This is a genomic window from Streptomyces sp. NPDC033270, from assembly GCF_055576575.1.
In genome coordinates, this window is sequence record NZ_JBVIRA010000023.1 from 141,760 (window position 1) to 164,353 (window position 22,594).

Sequence of the window (22,594 nt, forward strand, 5' to 3'; positions counted from 1 at the left end):
GTGATCACTTCTCGGCGATCAGCGGGGTGACCATCTTGCGCAGCGCGTCCTCGGTGAGGGGGCCGAGCGAGCGCGCGGCGATCCTGCCGTGCCGGTCGACGGCGATCGTGGAGGGGATGGCCTGCGGGTTGAGGCTGCCCTTGGGGAAGCGCAGCATCAGCTTGCCGGTCGGGTCGTACAGGCTGGGGTAGGGGACCTTGTGCTCGTCCTCGAAGTTGGTGGCCAGCGCCTTGTCGGTGTCGCGGGTGTTGATCCCGACGAACTGCACGCCCTTGCTCCTGGTCTCCTTGAAGACCTTGGCGAAGTTCGGCGCCTCGGCGATGCAGGGCCCGCAGTACGACCCCCAGACGTTGAGGACGACGACCTTGCCCTTGTAGTCGGCGACGTCGAGGTTCTTGCCGGTGGTGGTCTCGCCGGACAGTGCGGGCGCCGGCTGCCGGTCGCCGGGCTTGACGGTGTCGATGCCGTTCTTGCCCGGGACGAACCGGGTCTGCGCGGAGCCGCCGGAGGCACCGTCGCCGCAGGCGCTCAAGCCCAGTGCGGCGGCCGCGGCGCCCGCGGCGAGCAGGGTGGTACGGCGTCGGCGCGCAAGGCGGCGTGGGGCGCGGCTAGCACTCATGTGAAAAGTTTCGCATGGGCCTTTTCCGGATCTTCCACACCCCCCTCGCCGGGCCGGCCACGGCATCACAGGGGCATGTCAGGCCGTCGAGAGGTAGGCCTTCCAGCCCTCCTTGGGGCGCTGGCCGACGGGGATCTGCTGCAGCTTGTACAGCACCTCGGGGTCCTGGGCGTCGATCCAGTCGGCGAACTGGCGGAACGACACGAGATGGACATCCCGGTTCTGCTCATTGGCGATGTGTTTGAGGGCCGCCTCGACGGCGTCCATATAGATGCCGCCGTTCCACTGCTCGAAGTGGTTGCCGATGAAGAACGGCGCGCGATTGGTCTCGTAGGCGCGGCGGAATCCGGAGATGTATGCGTCGGTGGCCTGCTGCCGCCAGCCCGGGTAGTTGGCGGGCGGGGCCTTGGTGGATCTCCTGGACTGATTGGCGAGCATGTTGTAGTCCATGGAGAGCACCTCGAAAGGGTGACCGGGGAAGGGAATCTGCTGGAGCGGGAAGTCCCAGATTCCCATCCTTTTCTTCGGCCACATCTGCCGGCCGCCGGGCGAGCTGGCGTCATAGCGCCAGCCGAGTTCCTTGGCGATGGGCAGCAGATTGTCCTGGCCGAGCAGGCACGGCGTACGGCCGCCGACGAGTTCCCGGCGGTAGTCGAAGGGCAGCGGTTCGAGATCCTTGAAGCCGGTGTTCGTGCGCCATCTGGTGACGAAGTCCATCACCTGGTCGATCTCGGACTGCCATTCCTGGGGGGTCCAGTGCCGGACGGCACCCGAGCCGCTGCAGAAGTGGCCGTTGAAGTGGGTGCCGACCTCGTGGCCGTCCAGCCAGGCCTGGCGGACATGCTTCAGCGTCTCCTTGATGTGCTCGTCGCTGAGGTAGCCGATGTCGGAGGCGCCGCGCCGGTTGCCCGGGGGCTCGTAGAGGTGTTTTTGGGATTCCGGCAGGAGATAGAGCCCGGACAGGAAGAAGGTCATGGCCGCGCCGTGGTCCTTGGCGAGTTTGAGAAAGCGGGGAAAGAGGCCGTTGCCGACCTCTCCCGCGCCGTCCCAGGAGAAGACCACGAACTGCGGAGGGGTCTGTCCGGGTTCCAGCCGTTCGGGTGTTTTCGGCTGATGGGGCTGTGGGCCATATATCGCTGTCGAGCCGTCACCGATGAGTTGAGGGCGGGCCTGGACGGAGTTCTTCGCCTTCTGCTTGTCCGCGCCCGAACCCGACGAGGTGCAGCCGGCGACGCCCAGCGCCGCGGCCGCACCAACTCCCATACTCAACAGGTTTCGTCGACTGATCGCGCGCATACCCTCGACCCCATCCGTGCTCGCCGAACTCGATATCCATATAAACGGACAACCGAGTGAAGGGCATGTCGAGCGTCGGAGAAGAGAGTTAATCGCTCAGATATTTTATTTTGCCGGCCTTCGGCGTTCCGCCGAGTGATGCAGCGTCAGGCCCCGAAAGCCTTGGCCTTCCCCTTGACGGGTTTGGCGCCCGCCAGGAGATGGGAGGGAACCAGGTCGCGCGCCGGTTCGCTGTACCCCACCGAAATGATCTTGTCGCCGTGGAACGTGAACGACGTCAGCGAGGCCAGCGTGCACTGCCGCTTGCGCGGGTCGTGCCACAGCCGCCGCCGCTCCGCGAAGCTGCGGACGATCCAGATCGGCAGCTGATGGCTGACCGCCACCGCCTCGTGCCCGCGCGCCGCGTCCCGCGCCGCACCGAGCGCCGCCATCATCCGTACGACCTGCTCGATGTACGGCTCGCCCCACGAGGGACGGAACGGGTTGGTCAGGTACTTCCAGTTCCCCGGCTTCTTCAGCGCGCCGTCGCCGACGCCGAAGGTCTTGCCCTCGAAGACGTTGCCCGCCTCGATCAGCCGCTCGTCGGTGGCCAGGTCCAGACCGTGCGCACCGGCGATCGGCGTCGCGGTCTCCTGCGCACGCTCCAGCGGCGAGGCGACGACATGCGTGATGTCCCGCCCCGCGAGGTGCTCCGCGACCCGGTCGGCCATCTTCCGGCCCAGATCGGACAGGTGGTAGCCGGGCCGGCGCCCGTAGAGCACACCCTCGGGGTTGTGCACCTCGCCGTGCCGCATCAGATGGACAACGGTGATGTCGTCGTGGCTCATGTCGCCCCTCACTCGGTCGCTTCGGCGGCGGCCCGGGCGGCGGCCGGCAGCGCCGCCGCGATCCGCTCCACGGCCTGCGTGTCGTGCGCGGTCGAGACGAACCACGACTCGAAGGCGGACGGCGGGAGGTAGACGCCCTGCGCCAGCATCGAGTGGAAGAAGGCGGTGAAGCGGAAGGACTCCTGCGCCTTGGCCTCGTCGTAGTTCGTGACGTCCCGGCCGGTGAAGAAGACCGAGAACATGTTGCCCGCGACCTGGAGGCGGTGCGCGACCCCCTCCTTGGCCAGCGCGCCGGTCACCAGCGAGCGCAGCTCGGCCGAGACCGCGTCGACCTTCTCGTACGCGGCGTCGTCCAGCAGCCGCAGCTGCGCGACGCCGGCCGCGGTGGCGATCGGGTTCCCCGACAGGGTGCCCGCCTGGTAGACCGGGCCGGCCGGGGCGAGGTGCGCCATGACGTCCGCGCGGCCGCCGAAGGCCGCGGCCGGGAAGCCGCCGCCCATCACCTTCCCGAAGGTCATCAGATCGGGACGCACCCCGTCGATTCCGTACCAGCCGGCCTTGCTGACGCGGAAGCCGGTCATCACCTCGTCGGAGATGTACAGCGCGCCGTCGCCGGCGCAGAGGTCCTTGAGCCCCTGGTTGAAGCCGGGCAGCGGCGGCACCACGCCCATGTTGCCGGGCGACGCCTCGGTGATCACACAGGCGATCTCGCCCAGGTGCGCGGCGAACGCCACCCGCACCGCTTCCAGGTCGTTGTACGGCAGCACGATCGTGTCGCCGGCCTGCGCACCCGTGACGCCCGGCGTGTCGGGCAGCCCGAAGGTCGCCACGCCCGAGCCGGCCGCGGCCAGCAGCGCGTCCACATGCCCGTGGTAGCAGCCGGCGAACTTGATCACCTTGGGGCGGCCGGTGAAACCGCGGGCCAGACGGATCGCCGACATCGTCGCCTCGGTGCCGCTGGAGACCAGCCGCACCTGCTCGACCGGCTCGATCCGGGCCACGATCTCCTCGGCCAGCTCGACCTCGCCCGCGCCGGGCGTGCCGAAGGACGTACCGCGGGCGACCGCCTCCTGGACCGCGGCGATCACCTCGGGGCGCGAGTGACCGAGGATCATCGGCCCCCAGGAGCACACGAGGTCGACATACTCACGGCCGTCGGCATCGGTGAGGTACGGACCGGTACCGGACACCATGAACCGGGGCGTACCACCCACGGCCCGGAACGCGCGCACCGGAGAGTTGACGCCGCCCGGCGTCACCGCGGACGCGCGCTCGAACAGCGACTGCGAAACAGGGGCTTCATACGGAAAAGACACTGGGATCCTGACCTGCATAAACGGGGAGGGCGGCGACGCACGGACACGGCCCGGCTGACAACGGTGCGGGAATCCCCGCTTGGACCACCCAAGGTGCCGCGCGGTTCCCGTTCGATCCTTTTTTGATTCCTCTCGCTTCCGACCGGGCGTCAGCCCCCAGTCGTCTGCGAAACTGGGGCGACGTACGAGTAAGTCACGCAAGCAATGGTCTCAGAGGCGCACGGGGGCGTGCGGCCGGGCGTTTCACGCGCCTGCGACGGGGGAGGTCTCTGAGACGATGATCGGGTTGCGCGGCTGGGGCTGCGAGTGGTCGGGTGGAGATATGCATCGCGGTGGCGAACTGGGCGAGGGAACCAATGACCGGGGTCCCGAGCGCGCCCAGCGCGGCCGTCACCGGCGCGAGGAAACCGACGAGAACAAGGGCGGGGACATCAGAGGCGGCCGCATGGGGGTGACGTACAAATACTTCGGCGCGCCCAACGGCGCGACCGCGGCCCGCGTTCCGATCTCCATGCGCCCCGAGGAACTCGGCGGTGACGAGCTCGGCATGGGCGGTATGTTCACCAAGATCAAGCCGGAGACGATGGCCGCCATGGTCCTCACCGGTATAGAGGGCATACCGCTTCATAAGGTTCCGCCGCTCGAACTCGTCGTCCTCCACCCCGACTACGCCGTCGTCAAGCTCCCCATGACCGTGGTCGACCCGCTGCGCGGCGTCGGCGAGGAGTCGGTCGGCGCGGCCGCCTTCATCTGGTCCACCGTCCCCGACCGCGGTGGCCCGCGCGACGCCTTCACCGTCTACCAGCTGCTGCACGAGTGGCAGGACTTCAGCCACCGGCTGCACGAGGCGGGCCATCAGGCGTACTGCCTGGTGTGGCCGTAACGGTTCGGCAGGGCGCGGCGGGCCACGGCCCGTCGCGCCACCGATCACGGATTCGGGTGGGACCGGGTGTGTCCGCGGTCACCATGTGGGGCGCGCCGAGACGCCGCCGTCGACGACGAGATCGTGTCCGGTGATCCACGACGCCATCGGTGAGGCGAGGAACACGCACGCGTCGCCGACGTCCTCCGGGCGGCCCAACCGCCCGGTGGGCGCCGCCGCTTCCCAGCGCCGCACCCCCTCCGGCCAGTCCTCCGCCAGGCCGGGGCGCGCGATCAGTCCCGGTGAGACGCTGTTGACGCGGATCCCGTACGGCCCGTACTCCAGCGCCGCCGACCGCGCGTGCATCACCACCGCCGCCTTGGACGCGCAGTAGTGGGCGTGCCGCGGCGCCGGGCGGTCCGCCTCGATCGAGGCGATATGGGTCACCGATCCGGTCCCCTGCGCGCGCATCACGGCCGCCGCGGCCTGGGTGCAGGCGAAGACACTGTGCACGTTCACATCCGCCACCGCCCGCCAGTCGGCCAGCGACATCCCCGCCAGCTCCTGGGTCGGCTGCACCGCCGCGTTGTTCACCAGCGCGGTCAGCCGCCCGCGCCAGTCGGCCGCCCGCGTCACCAGCCGGTGGCACTCCTCCTCGTCGGCCAGCTCGGCACGCAGCGCCAGCGCGCGCCCGCCGCCCTCCTCGATCCGTGCGACCAGTGCGCGGGCCGCGTCGGCGCCCGTACGGTAATGCGCCACGACCTCGGCGCCCGCGGCGGCGAACCGCAGCGCGACCCCGCGGCCGATTCCGCCCGCGGCGCCGGTGACGAGGGCGACCTGCCCGGTGAGGTCGGGCAGGGCGCGGCGGCCCGGGACGTCGCGGTCGGTGAGCCCGTCGGGGGTCGACGGCTCCGCGGGGGTCGACGGCTCTGTCATGGTCGGCTCAGCGCGACGATCCGCGCTGCCTCCTGGGGAAAGCGCGCGGCCAGTTCGGCGGCGTCCCCGTGCTCGTAGTCGGCGAAGGTGAATCCGGGCGCCATCGTGCAGCCGAAGAGCGTCCAGGCGCCGCCGTCGGCGACCTCGGCGGCCATCCACGTACCGGCGGGCACGGTGAACTGGACGTGCTGCCCGTCCAGGACGTCCGGCCCGAGGACGACCGTACGGGCCGAGCACGCCTGCCCGCCGGAGGAGGGGCCGCCGCCCTCGGCGTGTCCGCCGTCGTCCGGGTGCCCGTCGGCGTCGAGGCGTCCGCCGCCTTCGGGCAGTGCGCCGCCTTCGGACAGGAGGAGCAGGGTGAGCGGGTCGCCCGTGTAGAAGTGCCAGATCTCGTCGGTCGGCAGCCGGTGCAGGGCGCAGAAGTCGTCCGGCGCGGCGGTGAGCAGCATCACGATCGCCGTGCCCTCGGGCCGTCCGTCGGGGCGCGCCGGGCCCGCCCAGGTCTGCCGGAACCGGCCGCCCTCGCGGGGCAGCGGCGCCAGCCCGTAGAACTCGATCAGTGCCTCGGGGAGCCGGTCGCGGGGCGTTCGGTGCGCGTTCATCCGGGCTGGGCCCCTCCCACTCGTCGCCGTCCGTCGGAGGTGATCCACCCTAGGGGCGAAGGCGGCGCCGCGGCGGGCGCAATCGGGCCATGTCCGCGCGCCCGGCCGACGGTCCGTCAGCCGACGGGGTCGCGGCCCGTCTCCGCCAGCAGGGCGTCGAGTTCGGTGGCGCCGGGCGGTACCGGAACCGGTTCGGCGAAGACGTTCATCTGCCGGGCCGTCGGGGCCATCCGCGCGACCAGCGTCCGCAGCTCGGCCACGCACCCCGCGGGTGCCTCGTACGGCCGGCCGGTCGCCCGCGCCACGTCCCAGGCGTGCACCACCAGATCCAGCAGCACCATCGCGCCGACGGTCCGCGCCGGCAGCCCCATCCCACCGGACACGCCGTCCTCAGCGCCCGGCGCCGCCCAGGCCTCGACCAGCAGCACCGTCTCCTCGGCGAACCGGTCGGGCCACCGGGCCCCGTACTGGCCGAGCCGGTCGGGGGTCCGGCTGAAGTCCGCCTCCTTCCTGGCGGCCAGCGCCTGGAAGGCGACCACGACGTGGAAGAGGTGGTTGAGCAGCGCCCGCAGCTCGTACTCGGCGCAGGGCGTGGGCAGCCCCAGTTGGTCGTCGCGCACCCCGCGCAGCACCGGGAGCGCGGCCCGGGCCGCGGCGTCCAGCAGCTCGCTGATCGGCGGTGCCGTCCGGGGCCCGTCCGCACCGCCCGACTCGGCCGACGCGTCCCGCCCATCCCTGGCGGATTTGTCTTGCATGTCTCGTATATCCCTGGTGTCCGTCATCTCGATGACGCTACGGGCCGCCGCCGGCCGCGGCTTGAAGAAATGCGACAGGCCGTGCGGTGGCGCTCGGCGCGCACCGCTTTAGGATCCGGGTCATGGCCGCTCCACGGCGCGACACCCGGGGCATCGTCGCCGCCCCGGACCTCCTGGCGCGGGTGCGGTTCCGGCGCCGCTCCCCCGCCGAAGCGCTGCGCCCGTATGTCGAGCACTACTGGCTGATCGACTGGGATCTGCCCGAGCCGTACACCAGCCAGGTCGTGCCGCACCCGTGTGTGAACGTCGTCTTCCAGCGGCACGCCGGCCGGGCCGCCTTCGGTGAGGTCGCGGGCGTCGGGCTGGAGCTGTTCTCCCAGACGCTGGTGGGGCGGGTGTGCGGGGTGCAGTTCCGGCCCGGCGGGTTCCGGCCGTTCACCCCGGAGCGGCCGGTCACCGACTGGACGGGCCGCAGGCTGCCGCTGACGGCGGTCTTCGCCGGGCCGCCGGGCCCGGACGCGCGCGCGGAGGATCCGGGCGCGCGCGCCGATGCCGTGCGAGCCGTAGTGCAGTCGGCGGTCGCGGATGCCGCGCGGGCCGTGGTGGAGCCGGCGGACGAGGACGCCCGGGTGGCCGCGCTCGACGCCTTCCTGACGCCTCTGCTGCGGGCCGGGCCGCGGGTCCTGGAACACGCCGGGCTCGCGATGCGGCTGGCCGACCGGATCCGGACGGACCGCACGATCCGGCGGGTCGCGGACTTCGCGCGGGCCGAGGGGATGTCCGTACGGGCGCTGCAGCGGCTGTTCGCCGGGTATGTCGGGGTGAGCCCCAAGTGGGTGCTGCTGCGCTACCGCATCCATGAGGCCCTGGAGCGGGCCGCGGCGGACGCGGCGGTCGACTGGGCCGCGCTGGCCGCCGAGTTGGGCTACAGCGACCAGGCGCATCTGGTCCGCGATGTCACGGCGACGGTCGGGGTGCCGCCGACCGCCTACCCGCGCTGACGCGGCCCCGCCCGGGGCCTCAGGGCAGCTCGGCCGTCAGATAGCGCTGGATGGTGGGCGCCAGCCAGGCGACGATCTCGTCGTGGCCGAGGCCGACGGCCGGCGGGAGGTGCAGGACGTAGCGGCACAGGGCCAGCCCGAGCATCTGCGAGGCGATCAGCCCGGAGCGGACCGCCGCCTCCTCGGGGACGGGGCAGACCGCGGAGAGGACCGGCCCGACCTGCTCGGCGAACACGCCCCGCATCCGCTCCGCGCCGGCTTCGTTCGTGGCGCCGACGCGCAGCATGGCGGTCAGCGCCTCGTCCCGCTCCCAGCGTTCGAGGAAGTGGCGCACCAGGCGGGCGCCGAGTTCGTCGTGCGGTACGTGGGTGAGGTCCGGGGCGTGCAGCTCGATCTCGGAGGCGGCGGCGAACAGGCCCGCCTTGTTGCCGTAGTAGCGCATCACCATCGACGGGTCGATGCCCGCTTCCCTGGCGATGGAGCGGATCGTGGCGCGCTCGTAGCCCTCGGCGGCGAAGCGGTCGCGGGCCGCGGCCAGGATCGCGGCGCGGGTCACGGCGGAGCGCGGCTGGGGGGTCTGCCCGGCACCGGACGCGGCGTCGCTGCTGGTGAGAGGCGCATGGTCGACCATGCCCACGACTGTAGGCCAACGGCCGTTGACATGCCAGCGCGAGGAGTCCTACGCTTGCCAACAAGCGTTGACCAACGAGTGTTGGCACACAGGCGTTGACACATATGCGTTGACCGCGCGTGCGTCGATCCGCACGCGTCGACGTGGTCAGGACAGGCGTAGGAGGCAACGGCCATGAATGCCATCAACCGCAAGCCCGGCACCACTGACAGCACCACCGGCAGCACCACCGACAGCGAAAGCGGCACCGACAGCGAAAGCGGCACCGGCGGCTCCGCGACCCCGTCCGGGCACACGGCCCGCGACGCGGACGTCCTCGTCGTCGGCGCCGGTCCGACGGGACTACTGCTCGCCGGCGACCTCGCCGAGGCCGGCCTCGCCGTCACCCTCGTCGAACGCCGCACCGAGACGACCAGCAACCTCACCCGCGCCCTGGCCGTCCACGCCCGCACCCTGGAGCAGCTCGACGCCCGCGGCCTCGCCGACGAGCTGGTCGCCGGCGGCCACCCGATCTCCCGGCTCCGCCTCTTCGGCGCCGCCACCCTCGACCCGTCCCGGCTCCCCTCCCGCTTCCCGTTCGTGCTGATCACGCCCCAGTTCGAGGTCGAGCGGCTGCTGGAGCGCCGGGCCCGGGAGGCCGGCGTGACGTTCCGGTACGACTCCGAGGTGACCGGCCTCGACCAGGACGCGGACGGGGTGACCGTGCGGCTGCGCGGCGCCGGGGGCGATGGCAGCGCCCGCGCCGCCTACCTCGTCGGCACGGACGGCGTGCGCAGCGCGGTCCGCGAGGCCGTCGGTCTGCCCTTCCCCGGCAAGTCCGTGATCCGCTCGCTGGTCCTGGCCGATGTGCGGCTGGCCCAAGAGCCCCGGTCCGCCTTCACCTTCAACGCCACCGGGGACGCCTTCGGCCTGGTGGCCTCGTTCGGCGACGGCTGGTACCGCGTCATCGGCTGGGACCGCCACCGCCAGGCCGATGACGACGCCCCCGCCGATCTCGCCGAGGTCCGCGAGGTCGCCCGGCTCGCCCTCGGCACGGACTACGGCATGCACGACGCCCGCTGGATCTCGCGCTTCCACAGCGACGAGCGCCAGGTCCCGCAGTACCGCGTGGGCCGTGTCTTCCTCGCCGGCGACGCCGCCCATGTCCACTCCCCCGCCGGCGGCCAGGGCATGAACACCGGCCTGCAGGACGCCGCCAACCTCAGCTGGAAGCTGGCGGCCGTGCTCCGGGGCCACGCCCCCGCCGCTCTCCTGGACAGCTATCAGACCGAGCGCCACCCCATTGGGAAGATGGTGCTGCGCAGCAGCGGCGCCATCCTCCGGATCGCTCTGCTGCACTCCGCGCCGGGCAGGGCGGCCCGCGCACTCGCCGCCCAGCTCCTGACCCGTCTGCGGCCGCTGGCCCGCCGCGCGATCGGCACCGTCTCCGGCATCGGCATCGCCTATCCGGCCGGGCCGGGCGCCCACCGGCTCGCCGGCCACCGCGCCCCCGACATCCGCCTGGCCGACGGCGGCCGCCTCTACGCGCTCCTGCGCCAGGGCCGGTTCGTGCTCATCGCCCCCGCCGACGAACCCACCCTCCCCCAGGAGCCGGCGGGCGGCGGGGCCTGCCCGCAGCCCGCCGACGGCCGCGTCATCCGCGCCACCTGGGCCGGCGGTCGCCGCACCGCTCTCCTCATACGCCCCGACGGCTATATCGCCTGGGCCACCGACGCCACCCACCCCGCCGAGCGCGCCGCGGCCCTGCGTGCCGCCCTCGTGCGGTGGACCGGCACCGCACCCGGAGACGGCGGGACCGGCCCGCGTCCCTCATCGGTCATCCCGGCGCCAATACATGCCGCAGATACGCCCGCGGGTCGTTGAGATAGCGCCGCCAGTGGTCGACGAGCCCCAGCTCCGCCCACTGCACCGACCGCATGCCGTGCTCACCGACCTCGACGATCTCCGCGCCGGGCAGCGCGGTCAGCAGCGGGGAGTGCGTGGCGCAGATGATCTGCGCGCCGCCGCTGCCCAGCTCACTCATCAGCCCGACCAGCTCCAGACAGGAGGAGAACGACAGTGCGGCCTCCGGCTCGTCCATCACATACAGCCCCGGCTGTGTGAACCGCTCCCGGAGCGCCAGCAGGAAGCCCTCGCCATGGCTCATCTCGTCCGGGTGCCGGGACAGCCGCAGCGAGCCGTGCTCCCCGCCGAGCGCCTCCAGCGCGGTCTCGGCCCGCAGGAAGAAGCCCTTGCGGCGGGTCCGCGGCCCGCGCACCATCCGGCGCCCCTCCCGGGTCGGATCGAACCGCATCAGCCCGCCCAGCAGCGACGCCTCCCGCGAGCTCGCGTACTTGTAGCCCGCCGAGCCGCCGTAGGAATCCAGTCCGAACCCCTCCGCCAGCGCCTCGGCCAGCGTCGACTTCCCCGAGCCGTTCTCGCCCACCAGAAACGTGACCGGAGCGCGGAAGGCCAGCCCCTCCTCGGCCAGCTGACGCACACACGGCACCGTCCAGGGCCAGCCGTCCCCGGCCGTCCCCTCCCCCTCCGGAACATCCACATAAGCCCGCTCGATCAGCATGCCTTCGAAGCTCTCACACCCCACCGACAGCCGCCCCGCGCCGGCCCCCGCCCGTCCTCCCGAGGGTCTCCTCATGCCTAGGCTCTCCTCATGCTGATCGCCCGTTCCGCCGCCCTCTTCGCCGTCGCCGCGCTCTTCGAGATCGGCGGCGCCTGGCTGGTGTGGCAAGGCGTCCGTGAGCACCGGGGCTGGGCCTGGATCGGTGCCGGAGTCCTCGCTCTCGGGGTGTACGGCTTCGTCGCCACCCTCCAGCCGGACGCCGAGTTCGGCCGCATCCTCGCCGCGTACGGCGGTGTCTTCGTCGCCGGATCGCTGGCGTGGGGCATGGTCGCCGACGGCTATCGGCCCGACCGCTGGGACGTCATCGGCGCGCTGATCTGCCTGGCCGGCATGGCAGTGATCATGTACGCCCCCAGGAGCCGCTGACCGGGCCCGCATATCCTGGCTCCGCACGCCCCCGCAGCGGAGGGGGGCGGGCAGGGACCCCACCGCCCCAAGGAGAGCGCCATGACCGCCGAGGCCCGAACCGCCGTCGTCACCGGAGCGAGCAGCGGGATCGGCGCCGCGACCGCGCGGGCGCTGGCCGCCGCCGGCTACCACGTGGTCCTCACCGCCCGCCGCAAGGACCGGATCGAGGCGCTGGCCGCCGAACTCCCGCACGCCCGGGCCTATGCGCTCGACGTCACCGACCGCGCGGCCGTCGACGCCTTCGCCGCCGACCTCGGCCGTCTCCCCTCCGTCGACGTCCTGGTCAACATCGCCGGCGGCGCCCTCGGCGCGGAACCGGTCGCCACCGGCGACCCCGCCGACTGGCGTGCCATGTACGAGGTCAATGTGCTCGGCGTGCTCCATATGACCCAGGCGCTGCTGCCCGCGCTCACCGCCTCCGGCGAGGGCACCGTCGTCGTGCTGTCCTCCACCGCGGGCCACGGCACCTACGAGGGCGGCGGTGGCTACGTCGCCGCCAAGCACGGCGCGCACGTCATCGCCGAAACGCTCCGCCTGGAACTGTGCGGCGAGCCCGTACGCGTCATCGAGGTCGCCCCCGGCATGGTCAAGACCGACGAGTTCGCCACCACCCGCTTCCGCGGCGACACCGCCAAGGCCGCCAAGGTCTACGAAGGCGTCGACCAGCCGCTCAGCGCGGAGGACGTCGCCGACACCGTCGCCTGGGCCATCACCCGTCCCGCCCACGTCAACATCGACCTGCTGGTGGTCCGGCCCCGCGCCCAGGCCTCCAACACCAAAGTGCACCGCTCCTCTTAGGGCCTGTCCGACGCGGCTCCCCTTCGCCCCGCCCAAGCCGAGCGGCGGCATGGCCACCGGCGGCGGAGCGATGGCCGACGTCCTGCCCCGAGCCGGCGGTCCGGCCGGTCCGGTCCCCTCGACCGGCCCACCGGTCAGCCGGAGAGCCGGTCAGCCCGAGCGCCGGTCAGCCCGAGTGCCGCCGCGGCTCAGCCCTTCACACACACGACCTGCTTGAGGTGGGCGACCACTTCCACCAGGTCCCGCTGCTGATCGATGACCTTCTCGATCGGCTTGTAGGCGCCCGGGATCTCGTCGATCACTCCGGAGTCCTTGCGACACTCCACACCCCGCGTCTGCTCCTCCAGATCCCGTGTGGAGAACCGCTTCTTGGCGGCGTTCCGGCTCATCCTGCGGCCGGCGCCGTGCGAGGCTGAGTTGAAGGACGCGGCGTTCCCCAGGCCCCGGACGATGTAGGAGCCGGTGCCCATCGAGCCCGGGATGATGCCGTACTCGCCGCTGCCCGCCCGGATGGCGCCCTTACGGGTCACCAGCAGGTCCATGCCGTCGTACTGCTCCTCGGCCACGTAGTTGTGGTGGCAGGAGATGACCTCGTCGAAGGTCACCCTGGCCTTCTTGAACTCCCGGCGGACCACGTCCTGGGACAGCGCCATCATGATCTCGCGGTTGTGCTTGGCGTACTCCTGCGCCCAGAACAGGTCGTTGCGGTACGCGGCCATCTGCGGGGTGTCCGCGATGAAGACGGCGAGGTCACGGTCGACCAGGCCCTGGTTCTGCGGAAGCTTCTGGGCCACGCCCATGTGGTACTCGGCCAGCTCCTTGCCGATGTTGCGCGATCCGGAGTGCAACATGATCCACACAGACTGATCAGAATCGATACAAAATTCCCAGAAATGGTTGCCCCCGCCGAGCGTTCCGATCTGCTTCGTGGCCCGCTCCTGACGGAATTTGACCGCATCGGCGACCCCGTCGAAGCGCGCCCAGAAGTCCCCCCAGCCCGCGGTCGGGAAGCCGTGCAGCCGCCCCGGGTCGACCGGATCGCCATGCATCCCCCGGCCCACCGGGATCGCCTGCTCGATCTTCGACCGGAGTCGGGAGAGGTCGCCGGGCAGGTCGTTGGCGGTGAGCGAGGTCCGCACCGCGCTCATCCCGCAGCCGATGTCGACACCGACCGCCGCGGGGCAGACCGCGCCGCGCATCGCGATCACCGAGCCGACCGTGGCGCCCTTGCCGTAGTGCACGTCGGGCATCACGGCCAGGCCCTTGATCCACGGGAGTGTGGCGACGTTGCGCAGCTGCTGCATCGCGACGTCCTCGACTGTGGCCGGGTCCGTCCACATCCGGATCGGTACCTGCGCACCGGGTACCTCGACGTACGACATAACTTCCTCATTCCCCCGAAAACATGAAAAACGCAAAAGCCGGACAAGATATACGATCTTGGACGCCGGACCGGCGTGCGCGGCAAAACGTGCGATAGACATTGTGTCCATCGGCCGCCGACCGGCGGCAACCACATTTCCCAGGGGAAGGAGCCGCGAACGATGCCACGAAAGCCGTTCGTACCCGGTGCCGCACTGGTGGCCGCCGCGGCGCTGGCCGCCGGCCTCACCGGCTGCACCGGCGGCTCCGGCACCGACGGTGGCGCCGCCGACGCGAAGAGCGGTGACGCCACCGCCGCCAGCCAGGCCGCCGAACCGGGCCGCTACCAGACCCTCCCGGAGGCCTGCGGCCTGCCCGCGCGCGGCACCGTGCGCGGCATGCTGCCCGGTGACGGCCAGCATGTCTCGGGCACCGAGGCCGACAAGCTCTACGGCGGGCAGGCCGACATCACCTATGACACCGACCGCCGGGTCGGCTGCCACTGGACCCGCGAGACCACCGCCGGCACCCGCCATCTGACCCTCGACATCCAGCGCGTGGTCTCCTACGACTCCGCGGTCAGCGATGACGACAAGGCGCAGGAGACCTACGACGCCAAGGAGCTGGCCGCACAGATCCCGGCCGGCGCCACCGGCTCGGCGTCGCCGGGCACCCCGCCCCCCTCCACCGCGAAGGCGAAGGACGCCGAGGCGAACAAGACCGACAAGGCCGGTAAGACGGACAAGGTCGATAAGGACGGAAAGTCGGGCAAGCAGGGCAAAGCGTCCGAGGCGTCCGAACCGAGCGCGGACCCGAGCGGCTCGACCGCTCCGCGCGTGCTGGACGACCTGGGGGACGCGGCGTTCCTCAATGACAAATTGGCCACCGCGGACTCCGGCGTACACCGTGACGTCACTGTGGTCTTTCGCACGTCGAACGTCATCGTGACGATCGCGTACGACCAGTGGTCCACGGACAAGGCGATGTTGCCGGACAGCCAGGAACTGCAGGACAAGGCCCGTTCGCTGGCCGGCGAGCTGGTCGAGAGCCTCAGCGAATAGTCCGCATTGGGCGAATTACCCCAACCGTCGCCCCAAGTCCCCGAATGACCGATTCGCCCTTCCTTTTCATCGACACGAAACGGTCACACACCCCGCCGCGCCGCGTACCGTGCCGTCTAGCCCTGCCCCGTACGCGCGGCGGGGCGGCCCGCACGGCCGACCCCACGGCCGGGCCGGGCCGAACCGACGACGACGAACAGCGAAGGAACCATGCACCGTTCAGCCAAGCGCCTCGCCAGCCTCCTCACCTGCGCAGCAGTACCGGTGCTGCTCGTCGCCGGCTGCTCCGGCTCGGACAGCGACAGCTCCGGTGACGCCTCCTCCTCCGCGTCCGCCTCCGGCAAGGCGGGCAAGCCGTCGCCGACCGTCGAGCCCGCGAAGTACAAGCAGCTGCCGAACCCGTGCCAGGCGTTCGCCAAGGGCACCATCAAGAAGATGCTCCCCAAGGTGAAGGACGCCTCCGGCGAGCAGGGCAAGTCCACGGACAACTCCGTGCACGGCACCTGCTCCTGGAACAGCTCCGACGAGCAGGGCGTCGACGGCACCCAGTTCCGCTGGCTGGACATCGGCTACCAGCGCTACGACTCCGAGCCGGGCGTCGGCTCCGCCGAGAAGCGGGCCACGGAGTTCTACACCAAGCAGGTCTCCGCCGGTCAGGCCGTCAAGGGCGCCAAGAAGCTGAAGACGGTCAAGACGTCCGGCATCGGCGACGACTCCACCGCGATCACCTACAACGTGAAGAAGGAGGGCAACGACTTCAGGAACACGACGGTCGTCGCCCGCCTGTCCAACATCGTCGTCACCATCAACTACAACGGCGCGGGCCTGGCCGGTGCGGACACCCCCAAGGCCGAGGACCTGCTCAAGAAGGCCCAGGCCGCCGCCAAGGAAGCCGTCACCGCCGCCACCAAGGCCAACGCCTGACGCAGCGCGCCGCCCGGCCGCCTCAGCCACACAGGGCCCGCACCGATGTACGGTGCGGGCCCTGCGCCGTCCCGTCCGCGTGCGGGTCACCGTGCGAGAGCCCAATCGTGACCCGGCCCCCTTCATACCGCCACCCGCTCGCCCGTACGCGTATGCCAGGCTGTCGCTCGCAAAAGACCGACTAGGAGGGGTTCTCGGGTGGCCGAGCCACTGAAGCTGACGCGCACGCACCGGATACTCATCGGAGTCGTCATCACCGGCGCGGTGGTCATCGCCGGCATCGGCTTCGCCGGCTCCTACGCGGCCGTGCGTGAACTGGCCATCAAGAAGGGCTTCGGCGACTTCGCCTACTTCTTCCCCATCGGCATCGACGCGGGCATCTGCGTCCTGCTCGCGCTGGATCTGCTGCTGACCTGGATCCGCATGCCCTTCCCGCTGCTGCGGCAGGCGGCGTGGCTGCTGACGGTGGCGACCGTCGCGTTCAACGCCGCGGTGGCGACCGATCCGTTGGGCATGGGCATGCACGCCGTCATCCCGGTGCTGTTCGTCGTCACCGTCGAGGCCGCCCGGCACGCCGTCGGGCGGATCGCCGACATCACGGCCGACAAGCACATGGAGGGTGTGCGCCTCACGCGCTGGCTGCTGTCGCCCGTCCCGACGTTCCTGTTGTGGCGGCGGATGAAGCTGTGGGAACTGCGGTCGTACGAAGCGGTGATCAAGCTGGAGCAGGAACGGCTCGTGTACCAGGCGCGCCTGCGTTCGCGATTCGGGCGGGGCTGGCGTCGCAAGGCTCCCGTGGAGTCCCTGATGCCCCTGCGGCTCGCCCGGTACGGTGTGCCGCTGGCGGAGACCGCTCCCGCGGGGCTCGCCGCGGCGGGCATCGAACCACAGGTACTCCCGGCGCCGGAGCAGTCCGTGGCGCCCGCTCTGGAGCCGAGGGCCCAGGAGCCGGCCGAGGCGTTGCCGAACCAGTGGTTCGCGGCGCCGCAGCAGGTGACGTATCAGGGCGACTACGACCCGGACTACGTCCCGGAGCCGGAGCACCAGCCCTCGCACAACGAGCATCAGCCCGCGTACGACGAGTACCAGCAGGTGCCGCCGCGCGAGCAGGTCCCGGTGCCGGCGCCCCGCGCGCCGGAGCCCGAGCCGCAGGTGCCGGTGCCGACCGGTGCGGGGGGCACGCGCCCGCTCGGCAAGGGCATCCCGGAGGCGGACCCGCAGCCCGCTCAGGCGCCGGCCGCGGCCCCGACCGATGAGGACCTGTACCAGGTGTTCCGGCGCTCGATAGAGGGCGAAGGCATGCCGACACCGGGCGCGTTCGCGGCGAACCTGGAGGCGCAGTACGGGATGCGTATGCGGGCGCGGGAGCTGAACCGCTACATGGACCAGTTCAGCGACCGCCTCAACGCGGAGCTGATGGACGAGCACATCGCGTAACGCGCACGCGGAGGGCCGGACCGTGCCGGCCGGCCCTCAGGCCGCCCCCGGCTCCGCCCGCTTCTGCCGGCGCTTCTTGTCCACGTCGCCCCATACGGCCAGCGCCGCGCCGGCCGCGAAGACGCCGACGTAGGCGATCGACGGCAGCTCGACCCAGTGGGGCAGCAGGCCCCAGGCGCCGTCGAAGAACATCTGCCCGATGAAGCCCACCGCACCCTGGATCATGACGATGGAGCCGATGAATCCCCTCATGGCTCCATCGTGAAGGGTTCGGCCCCGGGGATCCTCCTCCCCGGGGCCGAACCCCTTCTCACCCCTGAGTCGCACGCCCGAGACGGCGTCTACGACTCAGCGGCAACGGCTCGTCGCCGCAGGCTCATCCGCCGAGCAGCTTGCGCACCCGGTCGGCGCCGACGGCCAGCAGCAGAGTGGGCAGCCGCGGCCCGGTGTCCCGGCCGACCAGCAGGTGGTAGAGCAGCGCGAAGAACGCGCGCTGGGCGGCCTTGAGCTCCGGAGTCGGCTTGGCGTCCGGCTCCAGACCCGCCTGGACCTTCGGCACGCCGTAGACCAGGGTGGTCAGACCGTCCAGCGACCAGTGCTCGTCGAGGCCGTCGAGCAGCAGCCGCAGCGAGCCGCGGGCCTGCTCGTCGAGGGTGGCCAGCAGCTCCTCGTCGGGCGCGTCGCGGACGACGGTGCGCTGGTCGGCCGGCACCTGGGTGGTGATCCAGTACTCGGCACGGTCGAGCCGGGGCCGGGTGACGTCCAGCGAGGTGACCGGGTTGTCGGGGTCGAGGTCGCTGAGGATGCGCAGCGTCTGCTCGTCGTGCCCGGCGGTGATGTCCATGACCGAGGCCAGGGTGCGGTACGGCAGCGGGCGCGGGGTGGTCGGCAGCGGGCCGGCCGCGGTGCCGACGGCCCGCACGTACGCGGCCTCGTCCGCGGGCTGGGCGGTGCCCTCGGCGACCTTGCCGGCCAGCTTGTCCCACTCGTCGTAGAGCCGCTGGATCTCCTGGTCGAAGGCGATCTTGAAGGACTGGTTGGGCTTGCGGCGGGCGTAGAGCCAGCGCAGCAGCGGCGCCTCCATGATCTTCAGCGCGTCGCCGGGGGTGGGCACCCCGCCCTTGGAGGAGGACATCTTGGCCATGCCGCTGATGCCGACGAAGGCGTACATGGGGCCGATGGGCTGGGCGCCGTCGAAGACCTCGCGGACGATCTGGCCACCGACGACGAAGGAGGAGCCGGGCGAGGAGTGGTCGACACCGGACGGCTCGAAGACCACGCCCTCGTACGCCCAGCGCATCGGCCAGTCGACCTTCCACACCAGCTTGCCGCGGTTGAACTCGCTGAGCCGGACCGTCTCGCCGAAGCCGCACGCCGTGCAGGTGTAGGACAGCTCGGTGGTCTCGTCGTCGTACGACGTGACGGTGGTGAGGTCCTTCTCGCACTGCCCGCAGTAGGGCTTGTACGGGAAGTAGCCGGACGAGCCGCCGCTGCCGTCGTCCTCATTCGCCGCGCCGGAGCCCTCGGCGGCCTCCAGCTCGGCCTCGTCGACGGGCTTCTGGGACTTCTTCGCGGGGGACTTCTTCGTGCGGTACTGGCCGAGGATCGAGTCGATCTTCGCCCGGTGCTTCATCGCGTGCAGGATCTGCTCGCGGTAGGCGCCGGAGGTGTACTGCTCGGTCTGGCTGATGCCGTCGTACTCCACGCCCAGCTCGGCCAGCGCCTCGATCATGGCGGCCTTGAAGTGCTCGGCCCAGTTCGGGTACGCCGAGCCGGCCGGGGCCGGGACCGAGGTCAGCGGCTTGCCGATGTGCTCGGCCCAGGACTCGTCGACGCCCGCGACGCCCGCCGGGACCTTGCGGTAGCGGTCGTAGTCGTCCCAGGAGATGAGGTGGCGCACCGGGTACCCGCGGCGGCGGATCTCGTCGGCGACCAGGTGCGGGGTCATGACCTCGCGGAGGTTGCCCAGGTGGATCGGGCCGGAGGGGCTCAGGCCCGAGGCGCAGACGATCACGGGGGCGGAGGCGTCCGCCAGGCCCGGTGCGGAAGCACCCGATGTCATTTTGCCCGGGGCGCGGCGCTCCGCCTCGGCAATGACCTCGTCCGCGAACCTGGAGACCCAGTCGGTCTCGGTGCTCTGCTGAGCCACGATCGGCCCTTCCTCTTCCTGGTGGTTTCCGGCTGCGCCCTCTTGCGCCGGATGACGCGCAAAAGCCTGTTGGTGCCATTCTCCCAGACACCCGCCGTACGGAAATTCAGTGGTAGTGGCGTGGGATACTCCTTGGCAAACCCTTTCCACTCCAACGACACCTCCTCGTAGAAGAGAGTGCAGCTTCATGGCCTCGGTCCCTTCCCTCGCAGCCTCCGTCAACCAGCGTGTCGCGGACGCCCTCTCGGCAGCCCTGCCGGAGGCCGGTGCCGCCGACCCGCTGCTGCGACGAAGCGACCGGGCCGACTTCCAGGCCAACGGCATGCTGGCGCTGGCCAAGAAGCTCAAGGGCAACCCCCGGGAGCTGGCGGGCAAGGTCGTCGACGGCATCGACGCCGCCGAGCTGATCAAGGAGATCGAGGTCTCCGGCCCCGGCTTCCTCAACATCACCGTCGCGGACGAGGCGATCGTGCGGACGCTGGCCGCGCGGGCCGCCGACGGCGACCGGCTCGGCGTGCCGCTGAAGGAGAACCCGGGCGTCACGGTCATCGACTACGCCCAGCCCAACGTGGCCAAGGAGATGCACGTCGGCCACCTGCGCTCGGCGGTCATCGGCGACGCGCTGCGCGGCATGCTCGACTTCACCGGCGAGAAGACGATCGGCCGGCACCACATCGGCGACTGGGGCACCCAGTTCGGCATGCTCATCCAGTACCTGATCGAGAACCCCGGCGAGCTGGCCCCGGCGGCCGACGTCGACGGCGAGCAGGCGATGAGCAACCTCAACCGGGTGTACAAGGCCTCGCGCGCGGTCTTCGACTCCGACGAGGGCTTCAAGGAGCGGGCCCGCAAGCGGGTCGTCGCCCTGCAGTCCGGCGACAAGGAGACCCTCGAGCTGTGGCAGCGGTTCGTGGACGAGTCGAAGGTCTACTTCTACTCGGTCTTCGAGAAGCTGGACATGGAGATCCGCGACGAGGAGATCGTCGGCGAGTCCGCGTACAACGACATGATGGCGCAGACCGCGCGGCTCCTTGAGGAGTCCGGCGTCGCGGTGCGCTCCGAGGGCGCGCTCGTGGTCTTCTTCGACGAGATCCGCGGCAAGGACGACCAGCCGGTGCCGCTGATCGTGCAGAAGGCGGACGGCGGCTTCGGCTACGCGGCCTCGGACCTCTCCGCGATCCGCAACCGGGTCGTCGACCTGGACGCGACGACGCTGCTGTACGTGGTGGACGTCCGCCAGTCCCTGCACTTCCGGATGGTCTTCGAGACGGCCCGCCGGGCGGGCTGGCTCGGCGACGACGTCACCGCGCACAACATGGGCTACGGCACGGTGCTCGGCGCGGACGGCAAGCCGTTCAAGACCCGTGAGGGCGAGACGGTCCGCCTGGAGGACCTGCTCGACGAGGCCGTCGAGCGGGCGACCGCGGTCGTGCGCGAGAAGGCCGACAAGGTGGGCCTGAGCGAGGCGGAGATCGTCGAGAACGGGCGGTACGTCGGCATCGGCGCGGTGAAGTACGCCGACCTGTCGACCTCCCCGTCCCGGGACTACAAGTTCGACCTGGACCAGATGGTCTCGCTCAACGGCGACACGTCGGTATACCTCCAGTACGCCTACGCCCGGATCCAGTCGATCAAGCGCAAGGCCGGCGACACCCGCCCGGCGGCCCACCCCGAGCTGCCGCTGCACCCGGCGGAGCGGGCCCTCGGCCTCCACCTCGACCAGTTCGGCGAGGTGCTCGCCGAGGCCGCGGCGTCCTACGAGCCGCACCGCCTCGCCGCGTACCTGTACCAGCTCGCCTCGCACCTGACCGCGTTCTACGAGAAGTGCCAGGTCGTCAGCGCCGACAACCCCGTCGAGGTGGTCGAGAACCGCCTCTTCCTCGTCGACCTGACCGGCCGCACCCTCCACAAGGGCATGGCCCTGCTCGGAATCCGTACTCCCGAGCGCCTCTGAGGCATATCTCGCCTAGGCTCCGAAGGCGAACGGCCCCGTACAACCACGGTGTTGTACGGGGCCGCGCCGTTTTTTCTCCCGGGGAGGGCATCCAGCGATGTACGAGCACAGCAGGCCCACGACGCACTCCGCACCGAGCCGGCGCGCCGCGCTGGGCGCGGGCGCCGGCCTCCTGGCGGCCGGATTCCTGGCCGCCGGCGCCGCACCCGCAGGCGCCGCACCCGCCACCGCGGCCACCCCCGCCGCCGGCCCGCACGCCGCGCTGCGCCGCCTGGAGCGTGCGCACGGGGCACGCGTCGGGGCCTTCGCCCACAACACCGCCACCGGTGCCACCGTCGCCTACCGGGCGCACACCCGCTTCGCGATGTGCTCGACCTTCAAGGCGCTCGCCGTCTCCGCCGTACTGCGCGACCTCGACCGGGACGGCGAGACGCTGGCGCGCCGCATCCACTACACCGCCGACGACGTGATCGACGGCTCACCGGTGACCAAGAAGCACGTCGCGACGGGGATGACCGTCGCCGAGCTGTGCGACGCGACCCTGCGCACCAGCGACAACACGGCCGGTAATCTCCTGCTGCGCGAGCTCGGCGGCCCGACCGCCGTCACCGCCTTCGCCCGCTCCCTCGGCGACCCGGTCACCCGCCTGGACCGCTGGGAGCCGGAGCTGAACACCGCCGAGCCCTGGCGCCGGACGGACACCACCACCCCGTACGCCATCGCCCGCACCTTCGCCCGCCTCCTGGTGGGCGACGCCCTGCCCACCACCGACCGCGACCGCCTGACGGCGTGGATGAAGGCCAACGAGACCAACGTCGACCGCTTCCGCGCCGGTCTGCCCGAGGACTGGTCGGTCGCCGACAAGACGGGCTCCGGCGCGTACGGCACCGGCAACGACGTGGGCGTCGCCTGGACCGCGGACGGCACCCCGATCGTGCTGGCGGTGCTGACCCGCAAGGCGGACCAGGCCGCGACCTACGACAACCCGCTGATCGAGGACGTGACCAGGGTGCTGGCCGAGGCGGTGGCGGGCTGA

22 protein-coding genes are annotated in these 22,594 nt (G+C 71.3%); 10 read left to right on the forward strand and 12 right to left on the reverse strand.

The genetic code is table 11. The annotated features are described in order from the left end of the window. Positions 1–4 precede the first annotated feature (4 nt). From ACZ5XZ_RS28495 to hemL, 4 genes are all read right to left on the reverse strand, one after another. The gene (locus tag ACZ5XZ_RS28495; RefSeq protein WP_468982963.1) at positions 5–619 is read right to left on the reverse strand and encodes a TlpA family protein disulfide reductase; all 615 of its coding nucleotides are present in this window, start codon (positions 617–619) and stop codon (positions 5–7) included. A 78-nt stretch (positions 620–697) separates the two neighbouring features. Further along, positions 698–1,915 (reverse strand): polysaccharide deacetylase family protein, encoded by a 1,218-nt coding sequence (locus ACZ5XZ_RS28500; RefSeq protein WP_468982965.1) that lies wholly within the window; start codon positions 1,913–1,915, stop codon positions 698–700. A 146-nt stretch (positions 1,916–2,061) separates the two neighbouring features. Then, positions 2,062–2,742: a histidine phosphatase family protein gene (locus ACZ5XZ_RS28505; protein WP_468982966.1), complete on the reverse strand. Its 681-nt coding sequence runs from the start codon at positions 2,740–2,742 to the stop codon at positions 2,062–2,064. An 8-nt stretch (positions 2,743–2,750) separates the two neighbouring features. Further along, positions 2,751–4,058: a glutamate-1-semialdehyde 2,1-aminomutase gene (gene hemL / locus ACZ5XZ_RS28510; RefSeq protein ID WP_468982969.1), complete on the reverse strand. Its 1,308-nt coding sequence runs from the start codon at positions 4,056–4,058 to the stop codon at positions 2,751–2,753. A gap of 322 nt (positions 4,059–4,380) precedes the next feature. Here hemL and ACZ5XZ_RS28515 point away from each other — a divergent pair, with 322 nt between their 5' ends. After that, complete coding sequence (locus ACZ5XZ_RS28515; protein ID WP_384441633.1) at positions 4,381–4,941, forward strand: hypothetical protein; 561 nt, start codon at positions 4,381–4,383, stop codon at positions 4,939–4,941. 78 nt (positions 4,942–5,019) lie between these two features. Here ACZ5XZ_RS28515 and ACZ5XZ_RS28520 read toward each other — a convergent pair whose 3' ends face one another. The 3 genes from ACZ5XZ_RS28520 to ACZ5XZ_RS28530 all read right to left on the reverse strand — a co-directional run bounded on the left by ACZ5XZ_RS28520 (position 5,020) and on the right by ACZ5XZ_RS28530 (position 7,213). Further along, positions 5,020–5,856 (reverse strand): SDR family NAD(P)-dependent oxidoreductase, encoded by an 837-nt coding sequence (locus ACZ5XZ_RS28520; RefSeq protein WP_468982971.1) that lies wholly within the window; start codon positions 5,854–5,856, stop codon positions 5,020–5,022. Beyond that, on the reverse strand, positions 5,853–6,458 hold the full coding sequence (locus tag ACZ5XZ_RS28525) for a cupin domain-containing protein (protein WP_468982972.1): 606 nt from the start codon (positions 6,456–6,458) through the stop codon (positions 5,853–5,855). Before ACZ5XZ_RS28525 ends, ACZ5XZ_RS28520 begins: the two co-directional genes overlap by 4 nt. A 116-nt stretch (positions 6,459–6,574) precedes the next feature. Further along, positions 6,575–7,213 (reverse strand): TIGR03086 family metal-binding protein, encoded by a 639-nt coding sequence (locus ACZ5XZ_RS28530; RefSeq protein WP_468982974.1) that lies wholly within the window; start codon positions 7,211–7,213, stop codon positions 6,575–6,577. Between the two features lie 122 nt (positions 7,214–7,335). Here ACZ5XZ_RS28530 and ACZ5XZ_RS28535 point away from each other — a divergent pair, with 122 nt between their 5' ends. Then, entirely contained in the window at positions 7,336–8,214 is an 879-nt protein-coding gene (locus ACZ5XZ_RS28535; RefSeq protein WP_468982977.1) for an AraC family transcriptional regulator, read from the forward strand. Between the two features lie 19 nt (positions 8,215–8,233). On the opposite strand, the gene ACZ5XZ_RS28540 is transcribed toward ACZ5XZ_RS28535, so the two are convergent. After that, positions 8,234–8,845, reverse strand: coding sequence for a TetR/AcrR family transcriptional regulator (locus ACZ5XZ_RS28540; protein ID WP_468982978.1), 612 nt, complete (start codon positions 8,843–8,845; stop codon positions 8,234–8,236). Between the two features lie 174 nt (positions 8,846–9,019). Here ACZ5XZ_RS28540 and ACZ5XZ_RS28545 point away from each other — a divergent pair, with 174 nt between their 5' ends. Continuing rightward, the gene (locus ACZ5XZ_RS28545) at positions 9,020–10,708 is read left to right on the forward strand and encodes an FAD-dependent monooxygenase (protein ID WP_468982980.1); all 1,689 of its coding nucleotides are present in this window, start codon (positions 9,020–9,022) and stop codon (positions 10,706–10,708) included. Here ACZ5XZ_RS28545 and ACZ5XZ_RS28550 read toward each other — a convergent pair. Continuing rightward, positions 10,662–11,405: an AAA family ATPase gene (locus ACZ5XZ_RS28550; RefSeq protein WP_468983039.1), complete on the reverse strand. Its 744-nt coding sequence runs from the start codon at positions 11,403–11,405 to the stop codon at positions 10,662–10,664. The two genes, ACZ5XZ_RS28545 and ACZ5XZ_RS28550, sit on opposite strands and share 47 nt — an antisense overlap. Positions 11,406–11,495: 90 nt before the next feature. On the opposite strand from ACZ5XZ_RS28550, the gene ACZ5XZ_RS28555 reads away from it, so the two are divergent. Together ACZ5XZ_RS28555 and ACZ5XZ_RS28560 are read left to right on the forward strand one after the other, a co-directional pair. Beyond that, entirely contained in the window at positions 11,496–11,831 is a 336-nt protein-coding gene (locus ACZ5XZ_RS28555) for a YnfA family protein (protein WP_399146442.1), read from the forward strand. Between the two features lie 81 nt (positions 11,832–11,912). Continuing rightward, positions 11,913–12,671: an SDR family oxidoreductase gene (locus tag ACZ5XZ_RS28560; RefSeq protein WP_468982983.1), complete on the forward strand. Its 759-nt coding sequence runs from the start codon at positions 11,913–11,915 to the stop codon at positions 12,669–12,671. A 188-nt stretch (positions 12,672–12,859) separates the two neighbouring features. Here the strand turns inward: ACZ5XZ_RS28560 and ACZ5XZ_RS28565 are convergent, their stop codons facing one another. Next, entirely contained in the window at positions 12,860–14,053 is a 1,194-nt protein-coding gene (locus ACZ5XZ_RS28565) for an RtcB family protein (protein WP_468982984.1), read from the reverse strand. A 162-nt stretch (positions 14,054–14,215) separates the two neighbouring features. Here ACZ5XZ_RS28565 and ACZ5XZ_RS28570 point away from each other — a divergent pair, with 162 nt between their 5' ends. From ACZ5XZ_RS28570 to ACZ5XZ_RS28580, 3 genes are all read left to right on the forward strand, one after another. Beyond that, entirely contained in the window at positions 14,216–15,094 is an 879-nt protein-coding gene (locus ACZ5XZ_RS28570) for a hypothetical protein (protein WP_468982987.1), read from the forward strand. Between the two features lie 210 nt (positions 15,095–15,304). Beyond that, positions 15,305–16,018, forward strand: a complete 714-nt coding sequence (locus tag ACZ5XZ_RS28575) for a DUF3558 family protein (protein ID WP_468982989.1) — start codon at positions 15,305–15,307, stop codon at positions 16,016–16,018. Positions 16,019–16,216: 198 nt separating this feature from the next. Next, positions 16,217–17,455 (forward strand): DUF2637 domain-containing protein, encoded by a 1,239-nt coding sequence (locus tag ACZ5XZ_RS28580; RefSeq protein ID WP_468982992.1) that lies wholly within the window; start codon positions 16,217–16,219, stop codon positions 17,453–17,455. Positions 17,456–17,491: 36 nt separating this feature from the next. On the opposite strand, the gene ACZ5XZ_RS28585 is transcribed toward ACZ5XZ_RS28580, so the two are convergent. Together ACZ5XZ_RS28585 and lysS are read right to left on the reverse strand one after the other, a co-directional pair. Then, positions 17,492–17,707, reverse strand: coding sequence for a hypothetical protein (locus ACZ5XZ_RS28585; protein WP_468982994.1), 216 nt, complete (start codon positions 17,705–17,707; stop codon positions 17,492–17,494). 124 nt (positions 17,708–17,831) lie between these two features. After that, on the reverse strand, positions 17,832–19,604 hold the full coding sequence (lysS, locus tag ACZ5XZ_RS28590) for a lysine--tRNA ligase (protein ID WP_468982997.1): 1,773 nt from the start codon (positions 19,602–19,604) through the stop codon (positions 17,832–17,834). A 187-nt stretch (positions 19,605–19,791) separates the two neighbouring features. On the opposite strand from lysS, the gene argS reads away from it, so the two are divergent. Continuing rightward, positions 19,792–21,558: an arginine--tRNA ligase gene (gene argS / locus ACZ5XZ_RS28595; RefSeq protein WP_468982998.1), complete on the forward strand. Its 1,767-nt coding sequence runs from the start codon at positions 19,792–19,794 to the stop codon at positions 21,556–21,558. A gap of 97 nt (positions 21,559–21,655) precedes the next feature. Continuing rightward, positions 21,656–22,594 carry a class A beta-lactamase gene (gene bla, locus ACZ5XZ_RS28600; RefSeq protein WP_468983000.1) on the forward strand — a complete coding sequence of 313 codons (939 nt, stop codon included), beginning with the start codon at positions 21,656–21,658 and terminating at the stop codon, positions 22,592–22,594.